Origin of the sequence: Francisella salina (assembly GCF_000219045.1) — a bacterium.
Classification (GTDB): domain Bacteria; phylum Pseudomonadota; class Gammaproteobacteria; order Francisellales; family Francisellaceae; genus Francisella; species Francisella salimarina.
Window position 1 is genome coordinate 225,740 of record NC_015696.1, and the last position, 19,346, is coordinate 245,085.

The following is a 19,346-nucleotide window of genomic DNA, read 5'->3' on the forward strand; positions in this document are numbered from 1 at the left end:
TCATATCGCTGAAGACAGTGATTAAAAGTCTTAAGTCCCGTTCGTCTAGAGGCCTAGGACACCGCCCTTTCACGGCGGCAACAGGGGTTCGAATCCCCTACGGGATGCCAAATTTAAAAAGCCACCTTGAGTGGCTTTTTTTATGCCATTAAAGAGTACTCTCTATCCGTTTTTATAGAAGTTTTATTGAGTTGGTTGAGGAGCTATCTCTGTTTGTGTGGGTAGAGCAGTAGTATATGGCTCCATACTTTTAGTTATTAGACTGTTTGGCGATACTCTGCAGTGTTTGCCAATAGTTATATCACCTAAGATTTTAGCACCAGCTCCAATTATTACTTCATCTTCAACTGTTGGGTGACGTTTTGTGTATCTCAGCTTTGGATTTCCAGATGAACCAAGGGTTACGCCATGATATAGTGATACATAATTTCCAACTATTGCTGTTTCACCAATTACAATACCCATACCATGATCAATGAAACAGTATGAGCCGATAGTTGCCCCAGGATGTATTTCGATTCCTGTTAGAAATCTAGATATATGAGACAGGAGTCTGCCCAAAAATTTTAATTTACAACGCCATAGTAGATTTGCGGGTCTATGAAGCAATATTGCATGTAACCCAGGATAAGCAAATATTGTCTCAAGAATGCTTGGAGCAGCAGGGTCTTGATCTCGATAGTATTGTATTAGTTTAATCATGGTGCCTCTAAGCGTTGTTGTGGTTTTATTATACTATTATAAAATCGATGTTTTAGCCATCTAAATAGGGTAGAATATCAATTGTTATTTGTATAGAGTATCAAAAGGTTGTGCTATGAATATATGTGACAATTTCAGTGAAACTATTGGTAAAACTCCATTGCTTAGGTTACATAAAATTGAGAGATTGTTTGACTTAAAAGCCAAGTTGATTGCTAAGTTAGAGTTTTTTAATCCGCTCTCATCTGTAAAGGATAGGGTAGCTCTGAATCTTATCGAAAGTGCTGAAAAGGTTGGCGATATAAAGCCTGGTGCTACAACTTTGATAGAGCCAACGTCAGGCAATACCGGGATTGGACTGGCATTTATTGCTGCTGCAAAAGGTTATGATATAATTATTACTATGCCAGAGACTGTATCGGTTGAAAGACGAAAATTAATACAACACTTTGGAGCTAAGCTTATCTTAACTCCTGCGGCAGAGGGTATGACTGGAGCAATTGCCAAAGCCAATGACTTGTCAAAAGAATTAAAAGATAGTGTTATACTGGGTCAGTTTACTAATCCAGCTAACCCAGAAGCACACAGGGCTTCAACAGCCTTGGAAATCTGGCAAGATACTGATGGTGAGATTGATATTTTGGTTGCAGGTGTAGGCACGGGTGGTACCATTACAGGTGTTGCCGAAGTTCTCAAGCATAAGAAATCTAGTTTTAAGGCAGTGGCTGTGGAACCTACATCTAGTCCTGTTTTATCCGGTGGTAAATCTGGTCCGCATAAAATTCAAGGTATAGGTGCTGGATTTGTTCCAGAGATTCTAAATACATCTGTGATCGATGATATTGTTACAGTTAGTGATGGGGATGCTTTAGAGTATGCTCGTTTAGTGGCGCGTGAAGAGGGTGTGCCTGCTGGTATCTCATCAGGTGCAGCATTGAAAGCGGCAATTGAAATAGCACAACGTATAGAGAATGAGAATAAATTGATAGTAGTTATCTTTGCGTCTAGTGCCGAGAGATACCTATCGACAGCTTTATTTACCGAAGATTAGATAGAGGTTTTTTCATATACGGCAAATGTAAAGTCAAACTCGTTTTTATCGTCTTTTTTGAATTGTTTATGGCCTATGCGTTGGTATTTAGATTTATCCCACTTAGGGAAGAAAGCATCAAGATCGCTCATTTCTGTGTCGACTTCAGTTATATATAGTCTATCGGCATATTGCAAAAATTCCTTATAAATCTGAGCACCACCAATTACAAAAATCTCATAATGAGGTTTTGATTGCGCGAAGTTTAGAATTTCTTGAACACTGTTAATTATTAAACATTTGTCCTGCTTGTAGTCTTTATCTCTAGTTAGGATGATATTTTTACGGTTAGGGAGTGGGCGGCCAATTGATTCAAAGGTTTTTCTTCCCATTACTATATAATTATCCTCAGTTATCTTTTTAAAGTTTTTAAGATCTTCAGAAAGTTTCCAAGCTAATGTATTCTCTTTGCCTATCCCAAGGTTTTTATCATAAGCTACTATTAGTGAAATCATTTTGATGTTGGGTTTTTACAATTATTTTGCAATATTTTAGCATTTTAAATAAATATAAAATACCTTTTGTAATTTATAAATTAAGTGTGATAAAATTTTACGGCTTATATATTATAAGCAGAATGTTTAATTAATAAATCATGTATCTTTTAACCAAAAGTTATGTCAAAGGGTGTCGGTTTCGATATTTGGCGTGACTAAGATACTAGATATAACCCAAATAAGGAAAATCAAAATGTCTTTAATGAAAGAAATGTTATCTGCTGGTGTTCACTTTGGACACAAAAAAGCTTTCTGGAACCCTCAAATGAAAGAATACATCTTCGGTATTAACCATGGTGTACATATTATTAACCTTGAGAAAACAGTTCCTCTTTTCCAAGATGCAGTTAACTTTGTTGGTAAAACTGTAGCTAATGGCGGTAAGGTTCTTTTTGTTGGTACAAAAAGACAAGCACAAGATATCATAGAAGCAGAAGCTAAAAGATGTGGTATGCCATTTGTGAGTCATAGATGGCTAGGTGGTATGTTGACTAACTATAAGACTGTTAGACAATCTATCAAAAGACTTGCTCAGTTAGAAAAGATGAAAGAAGATGGTACTTTAGATTCATTAACTAAGAAAGAAATGCTTCAAAATATCAGAACTATCGAGAAGCTAGAAAAAGTTCTTGGTGGGATCAAAGAGATGGGTGGCTTACCTGATGCTATCGTTGTTATTGATAGTAACAAAGAGCATATCGCTATTCAAGAAGCTCAAAAATTAGGTATCAAAGTTGTATCTATCGTAGATACCAACTCAAACCCTGAAGGTATTGATTACATCATCCCTGGTAATGATGATGCTGTTAAATCAATATCTTTCTATATGGCAAAATTTGCAGATGCTGTTATCGATGCACAAGGTTTAGATAGAGCAGTAGAAGCAAAAGCTGAAGAAACTACAGAAGCATAAGAAACAAACAAGGATAAAACAATGTCAAATATTTCTGCTAAATTAGTGAAAGAACTTAGAGAAAGAACTGGTGCTGGTATGATGGAGTGTAAAAAAGCTCTAGTTGCTGCTGCTGGTGATATTGAAAAAGCTGCTGAAGAAATGAGAATTTCTGGACAGGCGAAAGCTGATAAGAAGGCTTCTCGTGTGGCGGCTGAAGGTGTTATCGAAGTTTATGCTGCTGATGGTAGAGCTGTTCTACTTGAAATCAACTCAGAGACAGATTTTGTTGCTAGAGATGATACTTTCAAAGCATTTGCTCAAAACGCTGTGAAAGCTGCTCATGCTGCAAAAGCTACAACTATCGAAGAGGTTTTAGCTGCTAAAACTGAGTCTGGTGAAACTGTTGAAGAGGCTCGTAAATCTTTAATTGCTAAGATTGGTGAGAATATTCAGGTTCGTAGAGTTAAAACTATCGAAGCTGGTAATTTAGGTGCTTATATTCATGGCGGTAGAATCGGTGTTGTTGCTGCTTTAGAGGGTGGTGACGATGAGCTTGCTAAAGATATCGCTATGCATGTTGCAGCTGCTAATCCTCAGTATGTTAATCCAAGCGATGTTCCTGCAGATGTTGTAGAGAAAGAGCAAGCTATTCAAGTAGAGATTGCTATGCAGTCTGGTAAACCTAAAGAAATCGCTGAAAAGATGGTTGTGGGTCGTATGAAGAAGTTTACTGGTGAAGTTAGCTTAACTGGTCAAGATTTCGTGAAAGATCCTAGCATCAAAGTTGAAAAGCTTGTTAAAGACAAGGGTGCTAAAGTTGTTAGCTTTATCCGTCTAGATGTTGGTGAAGGTATCGAGAAGAAAGAAGAAGACTTCGCAGCAGAGGTGATGAGCCAAATCAAAGGTTAATATATGTCTAATGATTCGTTAGAATGTTCTCAAAATGCTCCAAAGCTTAAGAGGGTCCTTCTTAAGTTAAGTGGAGAATCTTTATCGGCAGATCAAAGTTTTGGTATAAATGTTGAATCTGCTGCCCCTATCATAAATCAAATCAAAACTCTTATTAACGCAGGTATTGAGCTAGCGATAGTTGTTGGTGGTGGTAATATCCTGCGTGGTGGCAGAGCTAATTTTGGTAATAAAATCAGAAGAGCTACCGCTGATTCTATGGGTATGATTGCTACCATGATCAACGCTTTAGCTTTGCGTGATATGCTTATTAGCGAAGGTGTCGATGCCGAAGCTTTTTCAGCAAAAGGTGTAGATGGTTTGTTAAAGGTGGCTAGTGCACATGAATTCAATCAGGAGCTTGCGAAGGGTAAGGTATTGATATTTGCTGGTGGTACTGGTAACCCATTTGTGACTACAGATACTACGGCTAGTTTGAGAGCGGTCGAGGTTGGTGCAGATGCTTTGTTGAAAGCCACAACTGTTGATGGTGTGTATGATAAGGATCCTAATAAGCATTCAGATGCTAAGCGCTTTGAAAAAGTAACTTTCTCAGAGGTCGTTAGTAAAGAGTTGAATGTTATGGATTTGGGTGCATTTACTCAATGCAGGGATTTTGGTATTCCAATATATGTTTTTGATTTGACTCAGCCAAATGCTTTGATTGATGCTGTTGCTGATTCAAAACATGGTACGTGGGTTACTTTAGACTAATTGATTTTTAAAAAGGATTGTTTTTATGATAAACGAAATTCTAAAAGATGCTGAAAGCAGAATGACTAAGTCTTTAGAGGTTTTAGCCGATGATTTGGCTAAAATCAGAACGGGTCGTGCTCATCCTGATATTTTGGCTCATGTAACTATAGACTATTATGGCTCTGCCACACCGATTACTCAGGTGGCAAATGTTACAGTGCTTGACGCAAGAACGTTGGGTATTACTCCATGGGAGAAAGGCCTTTCTGGGCAAATTGAGAAGGCTATTATGACTTCTGATCTTGGTCTTAACCCAACTAACCTTGGTGATAGTTTGAGAGTTCCGATGCCTGCTCTTAATGAAGAGCGTAGAAAAGAAATGGTTAAGCTTGTTAAGTCTGAAACAGAAAGTGGTAGAGTTTCTATTAGAAATATTCGTCGTGATGCTAATAGTGACATTAAAGAGCTTCTTAAAGAAAAAGAAATAACTGAAGATGAAGCTAAGAGAGCAGAAGATAATATTCAAAAAATTACAGATAAAATGATTGCTCAAGCTGATGCGTTAGCGGTTAAAAAGGAGCAAGATTTAATGGCTGTCTAATTATTAGATTTCTTAATAAAACTTGTATTTCACTCTATTCTTTCTTATTATTTACGTAGTTTAAATATTTATATAAGTATTTGTCATGACCTTGGCTAAGGAAAATGCTCTTAAGCATGTTGCTATAATTATGGATGGTAATGGGCGTTGGGCTAAAAGTAAGCTAAAGCCAAGAATATTTGGTCATAGAAATTCTATATCTAGTGTAGATGCTTCTATAGAGTATTGTGCTGAGCGTAATATTCAGATGCTGACTCTCTTTGCTTTTGGTCGAGATAATTGGCTTAGGCCTGCTAAAGAAGTTTCTGATTTGATGGATCTTTTCTATAAGACTCTCAAGGATAAGACTCCAAAACTACATAAAAATAATATTGTTCTTAAAGTTATTGGTGATCGATCTAGGTTGCCAGACAAGCTTGTACGTATGATAGAGTATGGTGAGTCTGTTACAAAAGACAATACTGGGTTGCAGCTTAGGTTGGCAGTTGATTATGCTGGAAGATGGGATATTGTTACTGCTATGAAATCTATCTTTGAAGATGTAAGTAATGGTAAGATGCGTTTGAGTGATGTGACAGAAGAAAATTTTGCTAGTTATACGATCGCTGGCGAGATGCCGGTTGATTTACTTATTCGTACTAGTGGCGAGGTTAGGTTAAGTGATTTTATGTTGTGGCAGCTGTCGTATGCTGAAATGTATTTTACTGATGTTATGTGGCCTGAGTTTACTAAGTTTGAATTTCAGAAGGCAGAAGAATATTTTAACTCACGCCAGAGAAGATTTGGTAAGAGTGGTGAACAACTTGATAAGAGGGATGTATGAAAGAAAGGATAATAACAGGAGTATTGTTAGTAATTTTTGTTTTTGCGGGGCTTGTGTATGCAAGTGACTATCTTTTTGGTGTTGGTGTCTTTTTGGTTGTAATGCTTTCGGCATATGAGTGGCTAAAGTTCACAAAGATTAGTCAGCAAGAGACGGTTAATTATCTTGTGATATTTATGATAATCTTGTTTGTTGTTTCTGAGTTTTTTGTTTATATTCAGTATGTTTTTCCAATATTTTGGCTGTATGCGATTTATAGGCTTAGTGGTTATGAGCGCCAGAAGTTTGATGCATTGTCTACCAATGAAATGTTGATACTTGGTGTTTTTGCGATTTCGCCATTTGCTGCTTCATTATATGTGTTGCACACCAATTCAATTTCTTGGATATTTATGTTTATTTTGGTTGTGGCTGGGGCTGATAGTGGAGCTTATTTTACAGGTAAAGCAATGGGTAAGCGTAAAATGCTTCCTCGCTTGAGCCCAAATAAAACTATTGAAGGCCTTTTGGGTGGTATGGCTTGTGCGGTAGTTATTGCGGTTATATTTCTTTTATTTATGGATTTGAGCATTTTTGAATATGTATCTATGGTTGTTATTTCGGCTGTGGTTGCTGCTTTGTCAGTGGTTGGAGATGTTTTTGAGAGTATGATGAAGCGAATCGCTGGTGTAAAGGATAGTGGTAATATTTTGCCTGGTCATGGTGGTGTGCTTGATAGGTTGGATGGCTATATGCCTGCTCTGCCTATTTTTGTTACATTGGGTTACCTGGCAGGTGTATTTGTTGTGTAGGAGAGCTGTTTTGAATATAGAGCTAAAAATTTTAAATAAAGACATTGTCAAGGAGGTGCCTGAATATGGCACAGAGGGTTCAGCCGCAGTTGACCTTAGAGCTTGCATATCTCAGAAAGAGGTTTTGAATCCTGGCGAGTGTAAACTTGTTGGTACTGGTATTGCAATTAATATCGCAAATTCAGGTTATGCAGCTATGATTTTACCTAGATCAGGTTTAGGGCACAAAAAAGGTTTGGTATTGGGTAACGGTACAGGCCTTATTGATTCTGATTATCAAGGTGAATTGATGGTTTCTTGTTTTAACCGTTCTCAAGAAGTTATAGAGATAGAGCCTCTGATGAGATTTGCTCAGCTTGTTATTGTTCCCGTGGTTCAAGCAAAGTTTGATGTTGTAGAAGACTTTTCCCAACAGACAGTCAGGGCGGCTGGTGGGTTTGGTCACACTGGAGTTTGATTTATGTTTTTTAATATTCCAAATATTCTAACTTTTGGACGTTTGTTTCTAATACCTTTTATTGTAATTTGTTATTATTTTGACTTTCCTCATCATCATGGTATTACAGCTACTTTATTTTTGCTTGGGGCAGCTACTGACTGGTTGGATGGCTATTTGGCGCGTAAGTGGGAGCAAACAAGTAAATTAGGTGCTTTTTTGGATCCTGTTGCTGATAAGTTGATAGTGGCTACTGCATTATGTCTTTTTATTGAAATGTATCCTTATTGGTGGGCAACAATCCCAGCAATTATTATGATATGTCGAGAGATTTTGGTATCAGCACTGCGTGAGTGGATGGCTGAGCTTGGTCAGCGTAGTGTCGTTAAGGTGGGTGTTTGGGGTAAGATCAAAACAACAGCCCAGATGGCGGCTCTATTTATATTTTTGATTAAGCCTGCGATAGATTTTAGGCACTCTTTGGATTATGCTAGCTTTAATACTTGGTTTATCTTATTAGGTTTTTTAATGCTTTATGTTGCGGTAATTCTTACGGTTTACTCTATGTGTAACTATCTTTATGTTGCGTTTAAGTCTGTTTTTGGCAACTCTGATAAATAATACTTTTTCTTTTCTTTCTTTTGCTTTTTTGTTATTATGTCTGTCTAATGCTATTTTTGCAGGGATCATATCCTTGTGAGGCATTTGAAATCAATTTAAAACAAAACTGATAAAAAACGGAGAATAATAACTAATGGCAACTATTAATCAGTTGGTGAACAACCCTCGCAAGAGATCGGTTGTTAAGTCTAAGGTTCCTGCGTTAAAGGCGTGTCCACAAAGAAGAGGTGTGTGTACTAGGGTGTATACTACAACTCCTAAGAAGCCTAACTCAGCACTTAGAAAAGTAGCTCGTGTAAGATTGACGAGCGGATTTGAGGTAACAAGCTACATTGGTGGTGAAGGTCATAACCTACAAGAGCATAGTGTTGTGCTTATCAGAGGTGGTAGGGTTAAAGATTTACCAGGTGTGCGTTACCACATTGTTAGGGGTGCTTTAGATACTTCAGGTGTTAATAATCGTAAGCACGGTCGTTCAAAGTATGGTACTAAGCGTCCTAAGTCTTAATTTGTGTTTAAAGTTTAACATTTGAAGAAGGTGTAAAAATGTCTAGAAGAAATAGAGCTCCTAAGAGAGATATTCTACCTGATCCTAAGTTTAAGAGTCAGGTTGTTGCTAAGTTTGTGAACCATATTATGCTAGATGGTAAGAAGTCTGTAGCAGAAAAGATTGTGTATGGTGCATTTGATAAAATTAAAGCTAAAGATGCATCCGCTAACGAGGTGGAAGTGTTTGAGAATGCTTTAGAAAGTGTTAGTCCAATGGTGGAAGTTAAGTCTCGTCGCGTTGGTGGTGCTACATATCAGGTTCCTGTAGAGGTTAGACCAGAGCGTCGTCAAACTCTAGGTATGAGATGGATAATTGATGCTGCGCGTAAGAGAAAAGAAAATACTATGGGTGATAGAGTTGCTGCGGAAATTCTAGAGGCTGTAGAAGGTAGAGGTGCTGCTGTCAAGAAGAGAGAAGATACTCATAAGATGGCTGAAGCTAACAAAGCATTTGCTCACTTTAGATGGTAATAGGAGAATAGAAAATGCCTCGTAAAACAGCTTTAGAAAAATATAGAAATATTGGTATCTGTGCTCACGTTGACGCAGGTAAAACAACTACTACAGAGCGTATTCTATTCTATACTGGTCTTTCTCATAAGATTGGTGAGGTGCATGATGGTGCTGCTACTATGGATTGGATGGAGCAAGAGCAAGAAAGAGGTATTACAATTACTTCTGCTGCTACTACAACTTTCTGGTCTGGTATGGATCAGCAGTTTCCAGAGCATCGTATAAATATTATTGACACTCCGGGTCACGTTGACTTTACTATTGAGGTTGAGCGTTCACTACGTGTACTAGATGGTGCGGTAGTTGTCTTCTGTGGTTCATCTGGTGTTGAGCCTCAGTCAGAGACTGTATGGCGTCAAGCTAATAAGTATGGTGTACCAAGAATCGTATTTGTAAATAAAATGGATAGATCTGGTGCTGACTTTGAAAGAGTGTGTGGCCAGATTAGAACGCGTTTAAAAGCAAATGTTGTTCCGGTTCAGTTAAATATTGGTGCTGAAGAAGATTTCAAAGGTGTTGTTGATCTTATGAAGATGAAGGCCATCATGTGGAATGAAGAAGACATGGGTCTAACTTATGATCTTGTTGATATTCCAGCTGAGCTTCAAGATAGGGCTGAAGAACTTCGTATGGAGATGATTGAGGCTGCTGCAGAAGCTTCTGAAGAGCTTATGGAAAAATACCTTGAAGAAGGCGAGCTTTCTGAAGATGAGATTAAACAAGGTCTTCGCACTAGAGTGTTAGCTAACGAAATCGTATTGGCATTCTGTGGATCTGCGTTTAAGAACAAGGGTGTTCAAGCTGTACTTGATGGTGTTATTGAATACTTGCCAGCTCCTAACCAAGTTGCTGCTATCAAATGTGAGACAGAGGATGGTGAGCCAGCTTCTCGTCCTTCATCTGATGAAGAGCCATTTGCAGCTCTTGCGTTTAAGCTTGCTACAGACCCGTTTGTTGGTAACCTAACATTTATACGTGTTTATTCGGGTGTGCTTAAGTCTGGTGATGCTGTATATAACCCTGTAAAAGGTAAAAAAGAGCGTGTCGGTCGTATTGTACAGATGCACTCAAATAAACGTGAAGAGATTAAAGAAGTACGAGCTGGTGATATTGCTGCTTGTATTGGTCTTAAAGATGTTACTACTGGTGATACTCTTTGTGATCTTGATAAGCCAGTAATTTTAGAAAGAATGGAATTCCCTGAGCCAGTAATTTCTGTTGCTGTTGAGCCTAAGACTAAGGCTGATCAAGAGAAGATGTCTATTGCGTTAGGTAAGCTAGCTGCGGAAGATCCATCTTTCAGAGTTAAGACAGATGAAGAGTCTGGTCAAACAATTATCTCTGGTATGGGTGAGCTTCATTTAGATATTATTGTTGATCGTATGAAGCGTGAATTCAAGGTTGAGGCAAATGTTGGTAACCCTCAGGTTGCTTACAGAGAAACTATCCGTGGAACTGTGGATCAAGATAGTAAGTTTGTTCGTCAGTCTGGTGGTAGAGGTCAATACGGTCATGTTGTTGTTAAGTTTGAACCATTGGCTGTTGAGACTAACGATGCTGGTGAAGAGAAAACTTTTGAGTTTGTTGACGAGATTGTTGGTGGTGTGGTACCAAAAGAGTATATTAGTTCAGTTGCTAAAGGTATCGAAGAGCAGATGCAAAATGGTGTATTAGCTGGCTATCCTATGATTGGTGTTAAGGCTACATTGTTTGATGGTTCTTACCATGATGTTGACTCATCTGAGATGGCGTTTAAAATTGCTGCTTCAATGGCTCTTAAAGAGGGTGCTAAGAAAGCAAATGCTTGTATACTTGAGCCAATCATGAAGGTTGAGGTTGTGACTCCTGAAGATTATTTAGGTGATGTTATGGGTGACCTTAACAGAAGAAGAGGTATTATCGAAGGGATGGACGAAAACCCAAGCGGAAGAGTTATTAATGCTCTAGTTCCTCTTTCGGAAATGTTTGGTTATGCTACGAATGTGCGTTCTATGAGCCAAGGTAGAGCATCATTCTCTATGGAGTTTAAGAAGTACTCTGAAGTGCCAAATAATATTGCTGATGAAATAATCAAATCACGTAACTCATAATAAAAGGATATAATTAAAATGGCTATAAATAATCAACGTATTAGAATTAGATTAAAAGCCTTTGATCATAAGCTTATCGATATTTCTACTCAAGAAATTGTTGATACAGCTAAGAAAACAGGGGCTCAAGTAAAGGGACCAATCCCTTTACCAGTTCGTAAAGAGAAATTTACAATTCTTATTTCTCCGCACGTAAACAAAAAAGCAAGAGATCAATATGAGATCAGAACTCACAAGAGGTTGATTGATATTGTTGAACCTACGGATAAAACTGTAGATGCTCTAATGAAGCTTGATTTGGCATCAGGTGTTGATGTTCAGATCAGTTTAAGCTAATATATACGATACTTTTTTGGAAATTCCAGAAAATAGTATTAGCTAGGTCTCTGCAGTCAATCGTAATTGCAGAGTTAATATAATAATAATAGAGGATATAATAATGTCTTTAGGATTAGTTGGTCGCAAATGTGGTATGACTCGTATATTTACTGAAGATGGTGTTTCTATTCCTGTTACAGTTGTTCAAGTTGAGTCAAACAAAGTTACTCAAGTTAAAACTGCTGAGACGGATGGTTATAATGCTATTCAAGTAACTACTGGTTTTAAAAAGCGTTCTAATGTAAACAAGCCTGCTGCAGGTCATTATGCGAAAGCTGGTGTTGAGCCGGGTAGAGGTTTGTGGGAGTTTGCTATTGATAATGCTTCTGAGTACGAAGTTGGTGCATCTATTGATGCTACTATTTTCGAAGCAGGTCAGAAAGTAGATGTCAGAGGTGTATCTAAAGGTAAGGGTTTTGCAGGTGGTGTTAAGCGTCACAACTTTGCTACTCAAGATGCTACTCATGGTAACTCTCTTTCTCATAGAGTTCATGGTTCTACTGGTCAAAACCAGACTCCAGGTAGAGTATTCAAGAACAAAAAGATGGCTGGTCACTTAGGTAGCGAAAACGTTACTATTCAGTCACTTGAAGTTGTGAGAGTGGACGCGGAAAATGGTTTATTACTTTTGAAGGGTGGTATTCCAGGTTCAGTTGGTGGAGATATTATCGTTACTCCAGCTGTTAAAAGTTAGTAGATAAATATTAATTATACCGGAGAGTTGTTGTGGACTTAAATATAAAATCTTTAGCTGGTGCAGAGGCTGGTGTAGTGGGTGTTGCAGATGGTATATTTGCAGCTGACTATAATGAAGCCCTAATTCATCAGGTTGTTGTTGCTTATATGGCAGGCGCTCGTCAAGGTACTAAAGCTCAGAAGACTAGATCAGAAGTATCTGGTGGTGGAGCTAAGCCTTGGAGACAGAAAGGTACAGGTAGAGCGAGAGCGGGTACGATCCGTTCACCTATTTTCAGAAAGGGTGGTGTTACATTTGCAGCTAAGCCTAAGAGCTATAAGCAAAAAGTAAATCGTAAAATGTATTCAGGTGCTGTTAAATCAATACTATCTGAATTGGTTAGATCTGACAGGATGACTGTTGTTGAGCAGTTGAAGTTAGAAACTCCTAAGACAAAAGAATTCAAGGCAATTGTTGATTCTTTAGGTGTTAAAGATGTTCTTTTTGTTGTTGGTGTAGAAGAGTTTAATGAAAATTTATACTTATCTTCTAGAAACCTTAAGAATGTTGCAGTATGTGATTCTGTGGAAATTAATCCAGTTTCTTTAGTTTGTTTTGAGAATGTTGTATTCACTAAGCAAGCTATTAAAGAAGTAGAGGAGAAACTAGTATGAGTTCTCAAGAAAAATTATTAAAGACAGTTGTTAGACCTCACGTTTCTGATAAGACTTATGGTCTTTCAGATGCTAACTCTACTATAGTGTTCGAAGTAGCAAGAACTGCGACTAAGCAAGATGTGAAAAGTGCTGTAGAGAAGCTTTTTGAGGTTAAAGTTGAATCTGTGAACATCCTTAATGTTAAAGGTAAAGCTCGTAGATTTGGTCGTGTTGAGGGTAGAACAAAGGCTTGGAAAAAGGCTTATGTAAAGCTTGCTGAAGGACATGACATCAATTTTGTTGGTGCAGAGTAACTTAGAGAAGGTTTGTAATCATGATTGAAATAAAAAAAGCTAAACCTACTTCACCTGGCCGTCGCCACGTAGTGAGCGTAAAGAATACAGAATTACACACAGGTAAGCCGTTTAAGGGTTTGGTAGAAGCTAAGAAGAGTAAGGCTGGTAGAAACAATACTGGTAGAATTACAGTTCGTCATCAAGGTGGCGGACATAAGCAGCATTACCGTGTTGTGGACTTTAAAAGAAACAAAGATAATATCGTAGCTAAGGTTGAGAGAATCGAGTACGATCCTAACCGTAGCGCAAATATTGCTTTAGTACTTTATGCTGATGGTGAAAGAAGATATATCATCGCTCCTAAAGGTTTAAAGAAAGATATGTCGATAGTTTCTGGTGAAAAAGTAGATGTTGCTGTAGGTAACTGTATGCCATTGAGAAATATTCCTCTTGGTACAGTTATTCATAATATCGAAATGAAGCCTATGAAAGGTGCGCAAATGATCAGAAGTGCTGGTACTTTCGCTCAGTTGGTTGGTAAAGATAATGCTTATGCAATTATTCGTTTAAGATCAGGTGAGATGAGAAGAGTGCTTCTTGATTGTAGAGCTGTTATTGGTGTGGTATCAAATTCTGAGCACAACTTAAAATCTTTAGGTAAGGCTGGTGCGAAGCGCTGGAGAGGTGTAAGACCTACTGTAAGAGGTGTTGCGATGAACCCAGTAGATCACCCGCATGGTGGTGGTGAAGGTCGTACTTCCGGTGGTAGACATCCTGTGTCTCCATGGGGTGTGCCTACTAAAGGTTATAAGACGCGTAAAAATAAGCGTTCTAATAAGTTGATTGTTCAAAAACGTAAGTAATTAGGGAGAAGGTTGTGCCTCGTTCATTAAAAAAAGGACCTTTTGTAGATCATCATCTTTTAAAGAAGGTTTTTGAAGCGCAAGAAAGTAATTCTAAAAAGCCAATCAAAACGTGGTCGAGAAGATCATTGATTGTGCCGGATATGATAGGTTTAACTATAGCTGTACATAACGGTCAACAGCATGTGCCAGTTCTTATGACTGAAGAAATGGTAGGTCATAAGTTAGGTGAGTTTGCTGTAACTCGTAACTACCGTGGTCATGCAGCTGACAAAAAAGCTAAGAAGAAATAGTTGGGGTTATACACATGGAAGTACAAGCTAAATTAAAAAATGCTAGAATCTCAGCTCAAAAGGCAAGACTAGTAGCAGACCAAGTCAGGGGCTTACCTGTAGAGCAAGCTATTAATCTTTTGACTTTTAGTAATAAGAAAGCAGCAGTGCTAATTAAAGATGTTTTAAATTCAGCTATCGCTAATGCAGAGCATAATGATGGTATGGATGTTGACTCATTGTTTGTTTCAACTGTATTTGTAGATGAGGGTCCTACTATGAAGCGTTTTGAAGCTAGAGCAAAAGGTCGTGGAAATCGTATTTTAAAAAGAACTTCGCATATCACTGTGAAAGTTGCTGAGAAAAATTAAGAGGTGTAGTAAAAATGGGTCAAAAAGTAAATCCTAATGGAATTCGATTAGGCATAGTAAAAGAGCATAATTCAACGTGGTATGCTGACTCTTCTGACTACGCTACTAAGCTTAATGAAGATATTAAGGTTAGAGAGTTTTTGCATAAAAAACTTGCATCAGCAGCAGTTAGTAAGATTCAAATTGAGAGACCTGCTCAAAATGCTAAAATCACAATACATACAGCAAGACCTGGTATCGTGATTGGTAAGAAAGGCGAAGATGTTGAAAAATTACGTTCTGATGTTAATAAGTTAATGGGTATACCTGTTCAGATTAATATTGAAGAAGTGCGTAAGCCAGAGATTGATGCTAAATTAGTTGCTGATAGTGTAGCTCAGCAATTAGAAAAAAGAGTAATGTTCAGAAGAGCTATGAAAAAGGCTATGCAAGCTGCTATGAAATCAGGTGCTAAAGGTATCAAGATTATGGTTAGTGGTCGTTTAGGCGGTGCTGAGATTGCTCGTTCTGAGTGGGCTAGAGATGGTAGAGTTCCTCTACAAACTTTTAGAGCAGATGTGGATTATTCTACAGCTCAAGCGTTGACGACTTATGGTATCATAGGCGTTAAAGTTTGGATCTATAAGGGTGAAGTTCTTCCTGGTCAATTGAATCAGAAAAATAATAAAAAAGGAGCTAAATAATGCTACAGCCTAAGCGTACAAAGTTTCGTAAACAGCAGAAGATGCGTAATAGAGGCTTGGCTCACAGAGGTAATAAAGTAAGCTTTGGTGAGTTTGGTCTACAGGCGACATCTAGAGGTAGAGTTACTGCTAGACAAATAGAAGCAGGAAGAAGAGCTATTACTCGTCATATTAAGCGTGGTGGTAAAGTTTGGATTAGAATCTTCCCAGATAAGCCAATTACACAAAAACCTCTTGAAGTTCGTATGGGTAAAGGTAAAGGTTCTGTTGAATATTGGGTTGCTCAAATTCAGCCGGGTCGTGTACTATATGAGATCACTGGTGTAAAAGAAGAATTAGCGCGTGAAGCTTTTGCTAGAGCTGCTGCTAAGATGCCAGTGCAGACAACTTTTGTTGAAAAGCAGGTGATGTAATGAAAAGAAAAGATACTTTAAAAGATTATAGAGGTAAAAGTATTGACCAATTGCAAGAAGCGAAAATAGAGTTATTGCAACAGTTATTTTCTCTTCGTATGCAGAAGGGTACAGGGCAATTAAAAAAGAATCACTTGTTTAAAAGTGCAAAAAGAGATATTGCTCGTATAAATACAATAATATCAGAAAAGAATAAATAGGTGCCTTGAAGATGAGCGATAAAATTAGATTGTTAGAAGGTAAAGTTTCTAGCGTAGCTATGGATAAAACTGTAGTTGTAAGAGCTGAAAGATATGTTAAGCACCCTTTATATGGTAAGTTTGTTAAAAAAACTACAAAATACTATGTTCATGATGAGAAAAATGAATGTAAAGAAGGTGATGTTATCAAGTTCAAAGAAACTAAACCGTATTCAAAAACTAAGAAATGGTGTTTAGTCGATATTATCCATAGAGAAAAATAATAAATTTGATTTTATTTTTGTTTATTGGTATATTTATCGGACTGCAAATTACTCAGCAGTCTTATATAATAATAATTAAGGGTTATTTGTATGATTCAAATGCAAACAGAACTCCAAGTTGCTGATAACAGTGGCGCTAAGAGAGTAGAGTGTATTAAAGTTTTGGGTGGTTCACATCGCAGATATGCATCTATTGGAGATGTTATAAAAGTGACTGTGAAAGAAGCTGCTCCAAGAGGTAAAGCTAAAAAAGGATCTGTATATAATGCTGTAGTTGTTAGAACAGCTAAAGGTGTTCGTAGAAAAGATGGTTCTAAAGTCCGTTTTGATGGCAATGCTGCCGTGCTTCTAAATGCTAACGGTCAACCTATCGGGACACGTATTTTTGGCCCTGTTACTAGAGAACTACGTACAGAGAAGTTTATGAAGATCGTATCTTTAGCACCAGAAGTACTATAGTTATATTTATTGAGGTGTAGATAATGAATAGATTAAAAAAAGGTGATGACGTAATAGTTATTGCTGGTAAAGATAAGGGTCGTAGAGGCGTTGTTAAATCATTCGCTAAAGGCGGTTCTTTAGTTTTGGTGGAAGGTGTTAATATTGTTAAGAAACATGTTAAGCCTAACCCTAATAGAGGTGTGGAAGGTGGAGTTGTTGAGAAAGAACTTCCTGTTGATGCTTCTAACGTTGCTATCTTTAACCCTGCTACTGAAAAAGCAGATAGAGTGGGTTACAAGTTTGTTGATGAGAAAAAGGTTCGCTACTTTAAATCTAATGGCGAGCTTGTAGACTTATAGGACTAAGTTTTTATGGCAAGATTAAAAGATTATTATCAAAAAGAGCTTGTAGCTAAGTTAAAGTCTGAGCTAGGGCTGGATAATATAATGGAAGTACCTGCTATTGAGAAAATTACTCTTAATATGGGTGTTGGTGATGCTGCAAAAGACAAGAAAATTATGACTTTTGCGTTAAATGATTTGACAGCGATTGCTGGTCAAAAACCAGTTGTTACTAAGTCTAAAAAATCAATTGCTGGTTTTAAAATTCGTGACGGATGGCCAATAGGTGCTAAAGTTACTTTACGTGGTGAGCGTATGTATGAATTTTTAGATAGACTTATAACAATTGCTATTCCTAGAATCAGAGATTTTAGGGGGTTAAGTGCTAAATCTTTTGATGGAAGAGGTAATTATAGCTTAGGTATGAGAGAGCAAATTTCTTTCCCTGAAATTGATTATGATAAAGTTGACTCTATCAGAGGTTTAGATATTTCGATAACTACTACAGCTAAAAATGATGATCAAGGAAGAGCTTTGCTTAAAGCATTTGGTTTTCCTTTTAAGTCTTAATTTAAATTGGGGTTTTAAATGGCAAAAAAATCAATGATTCAGAGAGAGTTGAAGAGAGAAAAATTAGTAGCTAAATATGCTCAAAAAAGAGCTGAGCTAAAAGCTATTATTCTTGATACAAACTCTACTGAAGAACAAAAATGGGAAGCTCAAATTAAACTGCAGAAGTTACCGGTAAACTCTTCAGCTTCTAGAGTTCAAAGAAGATGTAAAGTTACAGGTAGACCACATGCTGTATACAGAAAGTTTGGTTTATGCCGTAATAAGCTTAGAGAGTATGCAATGGCAGGTGATGTTCCTGGTTTGAAAAAAGCTAGTTGGTAATAAGGAATTTAAGTTATGAGTATGCAAGATCCTATCGCGGATATGTTTACAAGAATTAGAAATGGTCTTTCTGCAGAGAAGGAAGTTATTTCTGTACCATTTTCAAAAATGAAGATGGAAATCGCGAACTTTTTAGTTAACGAAGGTTATATTAAAGGTTGTTCAAAAGGCACAACTTCAGCAGGTCATCCTTCAATTGAAATTGAACTTAAGTATCATGCAGGCACGCCTGTAATTGAGATGATAAAGAGAGTTTCTAGACCAAGTTTGAGAATTTATAAGTCTCATGAAGAGCTACCTAAGGTATATGGTGGTTTTGGTGTTGCTATTGTCTCTACATCTAAAGGTTTGGTAAGTGATAGAAAGGCTAGAGATCTTGGTGTTGGTGGCGAAATTATCGGCTACGTAGCTTAAGTTAGCAAGGAGATTTGATATGTCAAGAATAGGTAAAAAACCTGTTGCTATCCCTAGTGGTGTTACGATAAATGTTGCTGCTGGTAATCAGGTTGAAGTTAAAGGAGCTAAAGTAACTTTAAGCAAAACTTTTTCTACAGAAGTAACTTTTAATGTTGAAGATGGCGTTGCAACTGTATCACCTAATAATAGCAGTAAGAATGCTGTTGCTCAGTCTGGTACTGCAAGAGCTATACTCAACAATATGGTTGAAGGTGTAAGTAAAGGTTTTGAGAGAAAATTAAAGATTATTGGGGTTGGTTATCGTGCTAAAGCTCAGGGTAGCGAACTTAATCTTACTTTAGGCTTTTCACATCCTGTGGTTTACAAGTTGCCACAGGGTATAACAGCTGAAACTCCAGCTCCAACAGAAATTGTTCTTAAAGGTGCTGATAAAGAGCTTTTAGGTAAAGTAGCTTCTGAAATCAGAGATTATAGAAAGCCTGAGCCATATAAAGGTAAGGGTGTTCGCTACGAAGATGAGTATGTGGCGAAGAAAGAAGCTAAGAAGAAGTAGTTAGGTAAGGGATAGTATAATTATGAATAAAAAAACTGCTCGTTTAAGTCGTAGTAAACGTACTAGAATTAAACTAAAAGAGCTTGGTCATACTAGACTGTGTGTTTATAGAACACCTAAGCATGTATATGCTCAAGTAATATCTGGTGATGGTTCTACTGTAATAGCTGCGGCGTCTACTGTAGAAAAAGACGTGAAGGCAAAGTGTAAATATACTGGTAATGTTAATTCTGCTGCAATTGTTGGTGAAGTTATTGCTAACAGATGTAAGGAAAAGGGTATTTCACAGGTTGCTTTTGATAGATCTGGATATAAGTATCATGGACGTGTTAAAGCTTTAGCAGAGGCTGCTAGAGAGCATGGTCTTCAGTTTTAAT

General features: G+C 37.5%; 32 protein-coding genes and 1 tRNA gene. 31 read left to right on the forward strand and 2 right to left on the reverse strand.

Annotated features, from left to right (window positions below; translation table 11 throughout):
- Positions 1-34: 34 nt before the first annotated feature.
- Positions 35-110, forward strand: a tRNA-Glu gene (locus tag F7308_RS01065).
- A 73-nt stretch (positions 111-183) separates the two neighbouring features.
- Here F7308_RS01065 and epsC read toward each other — a convergent pair.
- The gene (gene epsC / locus F7308_RS01070) at positions 184-702 is read right to left on the reverse strand and encodes a serine O-acetyltransferase EpsC (RefSeq protein ID WP_013922005.1); all 519 of its coding nucleotides are present in this window, start codon (positions 700-702) and stop codon (positions 184-186) included.
- A 115-nt stretch (positions 703-817) separates the two neighbouring features.
- Between epsC and cysK the strand changes: the two genes are divergently transcribed.
- Positions 818-1,753 carry a cysteine synthase A gene (gene cysK, locus F7308_RS01075; RefSeq protein ID WP_013922006.1) on the forward strand — a complete coding sequence of 312 codons (936 nt, stop codon included), beginning with the start codon at positions 818-820 and terminating at the stop codon, positions 1,751-1,753.
- Here the strand turns inward: cysK and F7308_RS01080 are convergent.
- Positions 1,750-2,247 (reverse strand): dihydrofolate reductase, encoded by a 498-nt coding sequence (locus F7308_RS01080; protein WP_013922007.1) that lies wholly within the window; start codon positions 2,245-2,247, stop codon positions 1,750-1,752. The genes cysK and F7308_RS01080 overlap by 4 nt on opposite strands.
- Positions 2,248-2,482: 235 nt before the next feature.
- On the opposite strand from F7308_RS01080, the gene rpsB reads away from it, so the two are divergent.
- From rpsB to rplR, 29 genes are all read left to right on the forward strand, one after another.
- Positions 2,483-3,202: a 30S ribosomal protein S2 gene (gene rpsB, locus F7308_RS01085; protein WP_013922008.1), complete on the forward strand. Its 720-nt coding sequence runs from the start codon at positions 2,483-2,485 to the stop codon at positions 3,200-3,202.
- 21 nt (positions 3,203-3,223) lie between these two features.
- Positions 3,224-4,093: a translation elongation factor Ts gene (gene tsf / locus F7308_RS01090; protein WP_013922009.1), complete on the forward strand. Its 870-nt coding sequence runs from the start codon at positions 3,224-3,226 to the stop codon at positions 4,091-4,093.
- A gap of 3 nt (positions 4,094-4,096) precedes the next feature.
- Positions 4,097-4,846, forward strand: coding sequence for a UMP kinase (pyrH, locus tag F7308_RS01095; protein WP_013922010.1), 750 nt, complete (start codon positions 4,097-4,099; stop codon positions 4,844-4,846).
- A gap of 25 nt (positions 4,847-4,871) precedes the next feature.
- Positions 4,872-5,429 carry a ribosome recycling factor gene (frr, locus tag F7308_RS01100; RefSeq protein ID WP_013922011.1) on the forward strand — a complete coding sequence of 186 codons (558 nt, stop codon included), beginning with the start codon at positions 4,872-4,874 and terminating at the stop codon, positions 5,427-5,429.
- Positions 5,430-5,514: 85 nt separating this feature from the next.
- Entirely contained in the window at positions 5,515-6,252 is a 738-nt protein-coding gene (gene uppS, locus F7308_RS01105; protein ID WP_013922012.1) for a polyprenyl diphosphate synthase, read from the forward strand.
- Positions 6,249-7,043: a phosphatidate cytidylyltransferase gene (locus F7308_RS01110; RefSeq protein WP_013922013.1), complete on the forward strand. Its 795-nt coding sequence runs from the start codon at positions 6,249-6,251 to the stop codon at positions 7,041-7,043. Before uppS ends, F7308_RS01110 begins: the two co-directional genes overlap by 4 nt.
- Positions 7,044-7,053: 10 nt before the next feature.
- Complete coding sequence (gene dut, locus F7308_RS01115) at positions 7,054-7,500, forward strand: dUTP diphosphatase (RefSeq protein ID WP_013922014.1); 447 nt, start codon at positions 7,054-7,056, stop codon at positions 7,498-7,500.
- Positions 7,501-7,503: 3 nt separating this feature from the next.
- Positions 7,504-8,100 carry a CDP-diacylglycerol--glycerol-3-phosphate 3-phosphatidyltransferase gene (gene pgsA / locus F7308_RS01120; RefSeq protein ID WP_013922015.1) on the forward strand — a complete coding sequence of 199 codons (597 nt, stop codon included), beginning with the start codon at positions 7,504-7,506 and terminating at the stop codon, positions 8,098-8,100.
- Between the two features lie 133 nt (positions 8,101-8,233).
- Positions 8,234-8,608, forward strand: coding sequence for a 30S ribosomal protein S12 (gene rpsL / locus F7308_RS01125; RefSeq protein WP_003035357.1), 375 nt, complete (start codon positions 8,234-8,236; stop codon positions 8,606-8,608).
- 38 nt (positions 8,609-8,646) lie between these two features.
- Positions 8,647-9,120, forward strand: coding sequence for a 30S ribosomal protein S7 (rpsG, locus tag F7308_RS01130; protein WP_013922016.1), 474 nt, complete (start codon positions 8,647-8,649; stop codon positions 9,118-9,120).
- A 14-nt stretch (positions 9,121-9,134) separates the two neighbouring features.
- The gene (fusA, locus tag F7308_RS01135) at positions 9,135-11,252 is read left to right on the forward strand and encodes an elongation factor G (protein ID WP_013922017.1); all 2,118 of its coding nucleotides are present in this window, start codon (positions 9,135-9,137) and stop codon (positions 11,250-11,252) included.
- 18 nt (positions 11,253-11,270) lie between these two features.
- Complete coding sequence (gene rpsJ, locus F7308_RS01140; RefSeq protein ID WP_004286618.1) at positions 11,271-11,588, forward strand: 30S ribosomal protein S10; 318 nt, start codon at positions 11,271-11,273, stop codon at positions 11,586-11,588.
- A gap of 103 nt (positions 11,589-11,691) precedes the next feature.
- Positions 11,692-12,324 (forward strand): 50S ribosomal protein L3, encoded by a 633-nt coding sequence (gene rplC / locus F7308_RS01145; RefSeq protein ID WP_013922018.1) that lies wholly within the window; start codon positions 11,692-11,694, stop codon positions 12,322-12,324.
- 32 nt (positions 12,325-12,356) lie between these two features.
- Positions 12,357-12,980, forward strand: a complete 624-nt coding sequence (gene rplD, locus F7308_RS01150; RefSeq protein WP_013922019.1) for a 50S ribosomal protein L4 — start codon at positions 12,357-12,359, stop codon at positions 12,978-12,980.
- Positions 12,977-13,276, forward strand: a complete 300-nt coding sequence (rplW, locus tag F7308_RS01155; protein ID WP_013922020.1) for a 50S ribosomal protein L23 — start codon at positions 12,977-12,979, stop codon at positions 13,274-13,276. Before rplD ends, rplW begins: the two co-directional genes overlap by 4 nt.
- 20 nt (positions 13,277-13,296) lie before the next feature.
- Positions 13,297-14,121, forward strand: coding sequence for a 50S ribosomal protein L2 (gene rplB, locus F7308_RS01160; protein ID WP_013922021.1), 825 nt, complete (start codon positions 13,297-13,299; stop codon positions 14,119-14,121).
- A 14-nt stretch (positions 14,122-14,135) separates the two neighbouring features.
- Positions 14,136-14,414, forward strand: coding sequence for a 30S ribosomal protein S19 (gene rpsS, locus F7308_RS01165; protein WP_004286613.1), 279 nt, complete (start codon positions 14,136-14,138; stop codon positions 14,412-14,414).
- Positions 14,415-14,428: 14 nt separating this feature from the next.
- Entirely contained in the window at positions 14,429-14,764 is a 336-nt protein-coding gene (rplV, locus tag F7308_RS01170; RefSeq protein WP_013922022.1) for a 50S ribosomal protein L22, read from the forward strand.
- Positions 14,765-14,778: 14 nt separating this feature from the next.
- On the forward strand, positions 14,779-15,447 hold the full coding sequence (gene rpsC, locus F7308_RS01175) for a 30S ribosomal protein S3 (RefSeq protein WP_013922023.1): 669 nt from the start codon (positions 14,779-14,781) through the stop codon (positions 15,445-15,447).
- Positions 15,447-15,860, forward strand: coding sequence for a 50S ribosomal protein L16 (gene rplP, locus F7308_RS01180; protein WP_013922024.1), 414 nt, complete (start codon positions 15,447-15,449; stop codon positions 15,858-15,860). The genes rpsC and rplP overlap by 1 nt, the downstream gene beginning before the upstream one ends.
- Complete coding sequence (gene rpmC, locus F7308_RS01185) at positions 15,860-16,060, forward strand: 50S ribosomal protein L29 (RefSeq protein ID WP_003017801.1); 201 nt, start codon at positions 15,860-15,862, stop codon at positions 16,058-16,060. Before rplP ends, rpmC begins: the two co-directional genes overlap by 1 nt.
- 11 nt (positions 16,061-16,071) lie before the next feature.
- Positions 16,072-16,323, forward strand: coding sequence for a 30S ribosomal protein S17 (rpsQ, locus tag F7308_RS01190; protein ID WP_013922025.1), 252 nt, complete (start codon positions 16,072-16,074; stop codon positions 16,321-16,323).
- A 90-nt stretch (positions 16,324-16,413) separates the two neighbouring features.
- The gene (rplN, locus tag F7308_RS01195) at positions 16,414-16,782 is read left to right on the forward strand and encodes a 50S ribosomal protein L14 (protein WP_013922026.1); all 369 of its coding nucleotides are present in this window, start codon (positions 16,414-16,416) and stop codon (positions 16,780-16,782) included.
- Positions 16,783-16,805: 23 nt separating this feature from the next.
- On the forward strand, positions 16,806-17,123 hold the full coding sequence (gene rplX, locus F7308_RS01200; RefSeq protein ID WP_013922027.1) for a 50S ribosomal protein L24: 318 nt from the start codon (positions 16,806-16,808) through the stop codon (positions 17,121-17,123).
- Positions 17,124-17,135: 12 nt separating this feature from the next.
- Complete coding sequence (gene rplE / locus F7308_RS01205) at positions 17,136-17,675, forward strand: 50S ribosomal protein L5 (protein ID WP_013922028.1); 540 nt, start codon at positions 17,136-17,138, stop codon at positions 17,673-17,675.
- Between the two features lie 18 nt (positions 17,676-17,693).
- A complete protein-coding gene (gene rpsN, locus F7308_RS01210; protein WP_013922029.1) occupies positions 17,694-17,999 on the forward strand; it encodes a 30S ribosomal protein S14 in 306 nt (101 codons plus the stop codon).
- 15 nt (positions 18,000-18,014) lie between these two features.
- Positions 18,015-18,413 (forward strand): 30S ribosomal protein S8, encoded by a 399-nt coding sequence (rpsH, locus tag F7308_RS01215; protein WP_013922030.1) that lies wholly within the window; start codon positions 18,015-18,017, stop codon positions 18,411-18,413.
- A gap of 19 nt (positions 18,414-18,432) precedes the next feature.
- On the forward strand, positions 18,433-18,969 hold the full coding sequence (gene rplF / locus F7308_RS01220) for a 50S ribosomal protein L6 (RefSeq protein ID WP_013922031.1): 537 nt from the start codon (positions 18,433-18,435) through the stop codon (positions 18,967-18,969).
- Between the two features lie 22 nt (positions 18,970-18,991).
- On the forward strand, positions 18,992-19,345 hold the full coding sequence (gene rplR, locus F7308_RS01225; RefSeq protein WP_013922032.1) for a 50S ribosomal protein L18: 354 nt from the start codon (positions 18,992-18,994) through the stop codon (positions 19,343-19,345).
- Position 19,346: the final 1 nt, after the last annotated feature.

Excerpts from the sequence above, each read along its gene's own strand:
- epsC (WP_013922005.1), bottom strand. The coding sequence starts at position 702 with ATGATTAAACTAATACAATACTATCGAGATCAAGACCCTGCTGCTCCA.
- tsf (WP_013922009.1), top strand. The coding sequence starts at position 3,224 with ATGTCAAATATTTCTGCTAAATTAGTGAAAGAACTTAGAGAAAGAACT.
- rplN (WP_013922026.1), top strand. The coding sequence starts at position 16,414 with ATGATTCAAATGCAAACAGAACTCCAAGTTGCTGATAACAGTGGCGCT.
- rplV (WP_013922022.1), top strand. The coding sequence starts at position 14,429 with ATGGAAGTACAAGCTAAATTAAAAAATGCTAGAATCTCAGCTCAAAAG.
- fusA (WP_013922017.1), top strand. The coding sequence starts at position 9,135 with ATGCCTCGTAAAACAGCTTTAGAAAAATATAGAAATATTGGTATCTGT.
- rplP (WP_013922024.1), top strand. The coding sequence starts at position 15,447 with ATGCTACAGCCTAAGCGTACAAAGTTTCGTAAACAGCAGAAGATGCGT.
- rplW (WP_013922020.1), top strand. The coding sequence starts at position 12,977 with ATGAGTTCTCAAGAAAAATTATTAAAGACAGTTGTTAGACCTCACGTT.
- rplC (WP_013922018.1), top strand. The coding sequence starts at position 11,692 with ATGTCTTTAGGATTAGTTGGTCGCAAATGTGGTATGACTCGTATATTT.
- rpsG (WP_013922016.1), top strand. The coding sequence starts at position 8,647 with ATGTCTAGAAGAAATAGAGCTCCTAAGAGAGATATTCTACCTGATCCT.
- pgsA (WP_013922015.1), top strand. The coding sequence starts at position 7,504 with ATGTTTTTTAATATTCCAAATATTCTAACTTTTGGACGTTTGTTTCTA.
- rpsB (WP_013922008.1), top strand. The coding sequence starts at position 2,483 with ATGTCTTTAATGAAAGAAATGTTATCTGCTGGTGTTCACTTTGGACAC.
- cysK (WP_013922006.1), top strand. The coding sequence starts at position 818 with ATGAATATATGTGACAATTTCAGTGAAACTATTGGTAAAACTCCATTG.
- rpsC (WP_013922023.1), top strand. The coding sequence starts at position 14,779 with ATGGGTCAAAAAGTAAATCCTAATGGAATTCGATTAGGCATAGTAAAA.
- rplX (WP_013922027.1), top strand. The coding sequence starts at position 16,806 with ATGAATAGATTAAAAAAAGGTGATGACGTAATAGTTATTGCTGGTAAA.
- rplR (WP_013922032.1), top strand. The coding sequence starts at position 18,992 with ATGAATAAAAAAACTGCTCGTTTAAGTCGTAGTAAACGTACTAGAATT.
- uppS (WP_013922012.1), top strand. The coding sequence starts at position 5,515 with ATGACCTTGGCTAAGGAAAATGCTCTTAAGCATGTTGCTATAATTATG.
- rplE (WP_013922028.1), top strand. The coding sequence starts at position 17,136 with ATGGCAAGATTAAAAGATTATTATCAAAAAGAGCTTGTAGCTAAGTTA.
- pyrH (WP_013922010.1), top strand. The coding sequence starts at position 4,097 with ATGTCTAATGATTCGTTAGAATGTTCTCAAAATGCTCCAAAGCTTAAG.
- frr (WP_013922011.1), top strand. The coding sequence starts at position 4,872 with ATGATAAACGAAATTCTAAAAGATGCTGAAAGCAGAATGACTAAGTCT.
- rpsQ (WP_013922025.1), top strand. The coding sequence starts at position 16,072 with ATGAGCGATAAAATTAGATTGTTAGAAGGTAAAGTTTCTAGCGTAGCT.
- rpsL (WP_003035357.1), top strand. The coding sequence starts at position 8,234 with ATGGCAACTATTAATCAGTTGGTGAACAACCCTCGCAAGAGATCGGTT.
- rplF (WP_013922031.1), top strand. The coding sequence starts at position 18,433 with ATGTCAAGAATAGGTAAAAAACCTGTTGCTATCCCTAGTGGTGTTACG.
- F7308_RS01080 (WP_013922007.1), bottom strand. The coding sequence starts at position 2,247 with ATGATTTCACTAATAGTAGCTTATGATAAAAACCTTGGGATAGGCAAA.
- rplB (WP_013922021.1), top strand. The coding sequence starts at position 13,297 with ATGATTGAAATAAAAAAAGCTAAACCTACTTCACCTGGCCGTCGCCAC.
- rpsH (WP_013922030.1), top strand. The coding sequence starts at position 18,015 with ATGAGTATGCAAGATCCTATCGCGGATATGTTTACAAGAATTAGAAAT.
- rpsN (WP_013922029.1), top strand. The coding sequence starts at position 17,694 with ATGGCAAAAAAATCAATGATTCAGAGAGAGTTGAAGAGAGAAAAATTA.
- rpmC (WP_003017801.1), top strand. The coding sequence starts at position 15,860 with ATGAAAAGAAAAGATACTTTAAAAGATTATAGAGGTAAAAGTATTGAC.
- F7308_RS01110 (WP_013922013.1), top strand. The coding sequence starts at position 6,249 with ATGAAAGAAAGGATAATAACAGGAGTATTGTTAGTAATTTTTGTTTTT.
- rpsJ (WP_004286618.1), top strand. The coding sequence starts at position 11,271 with ATGGCTATAAATAATCAACGTATTAGAATTAGATTAAAAGCCTTTGAT.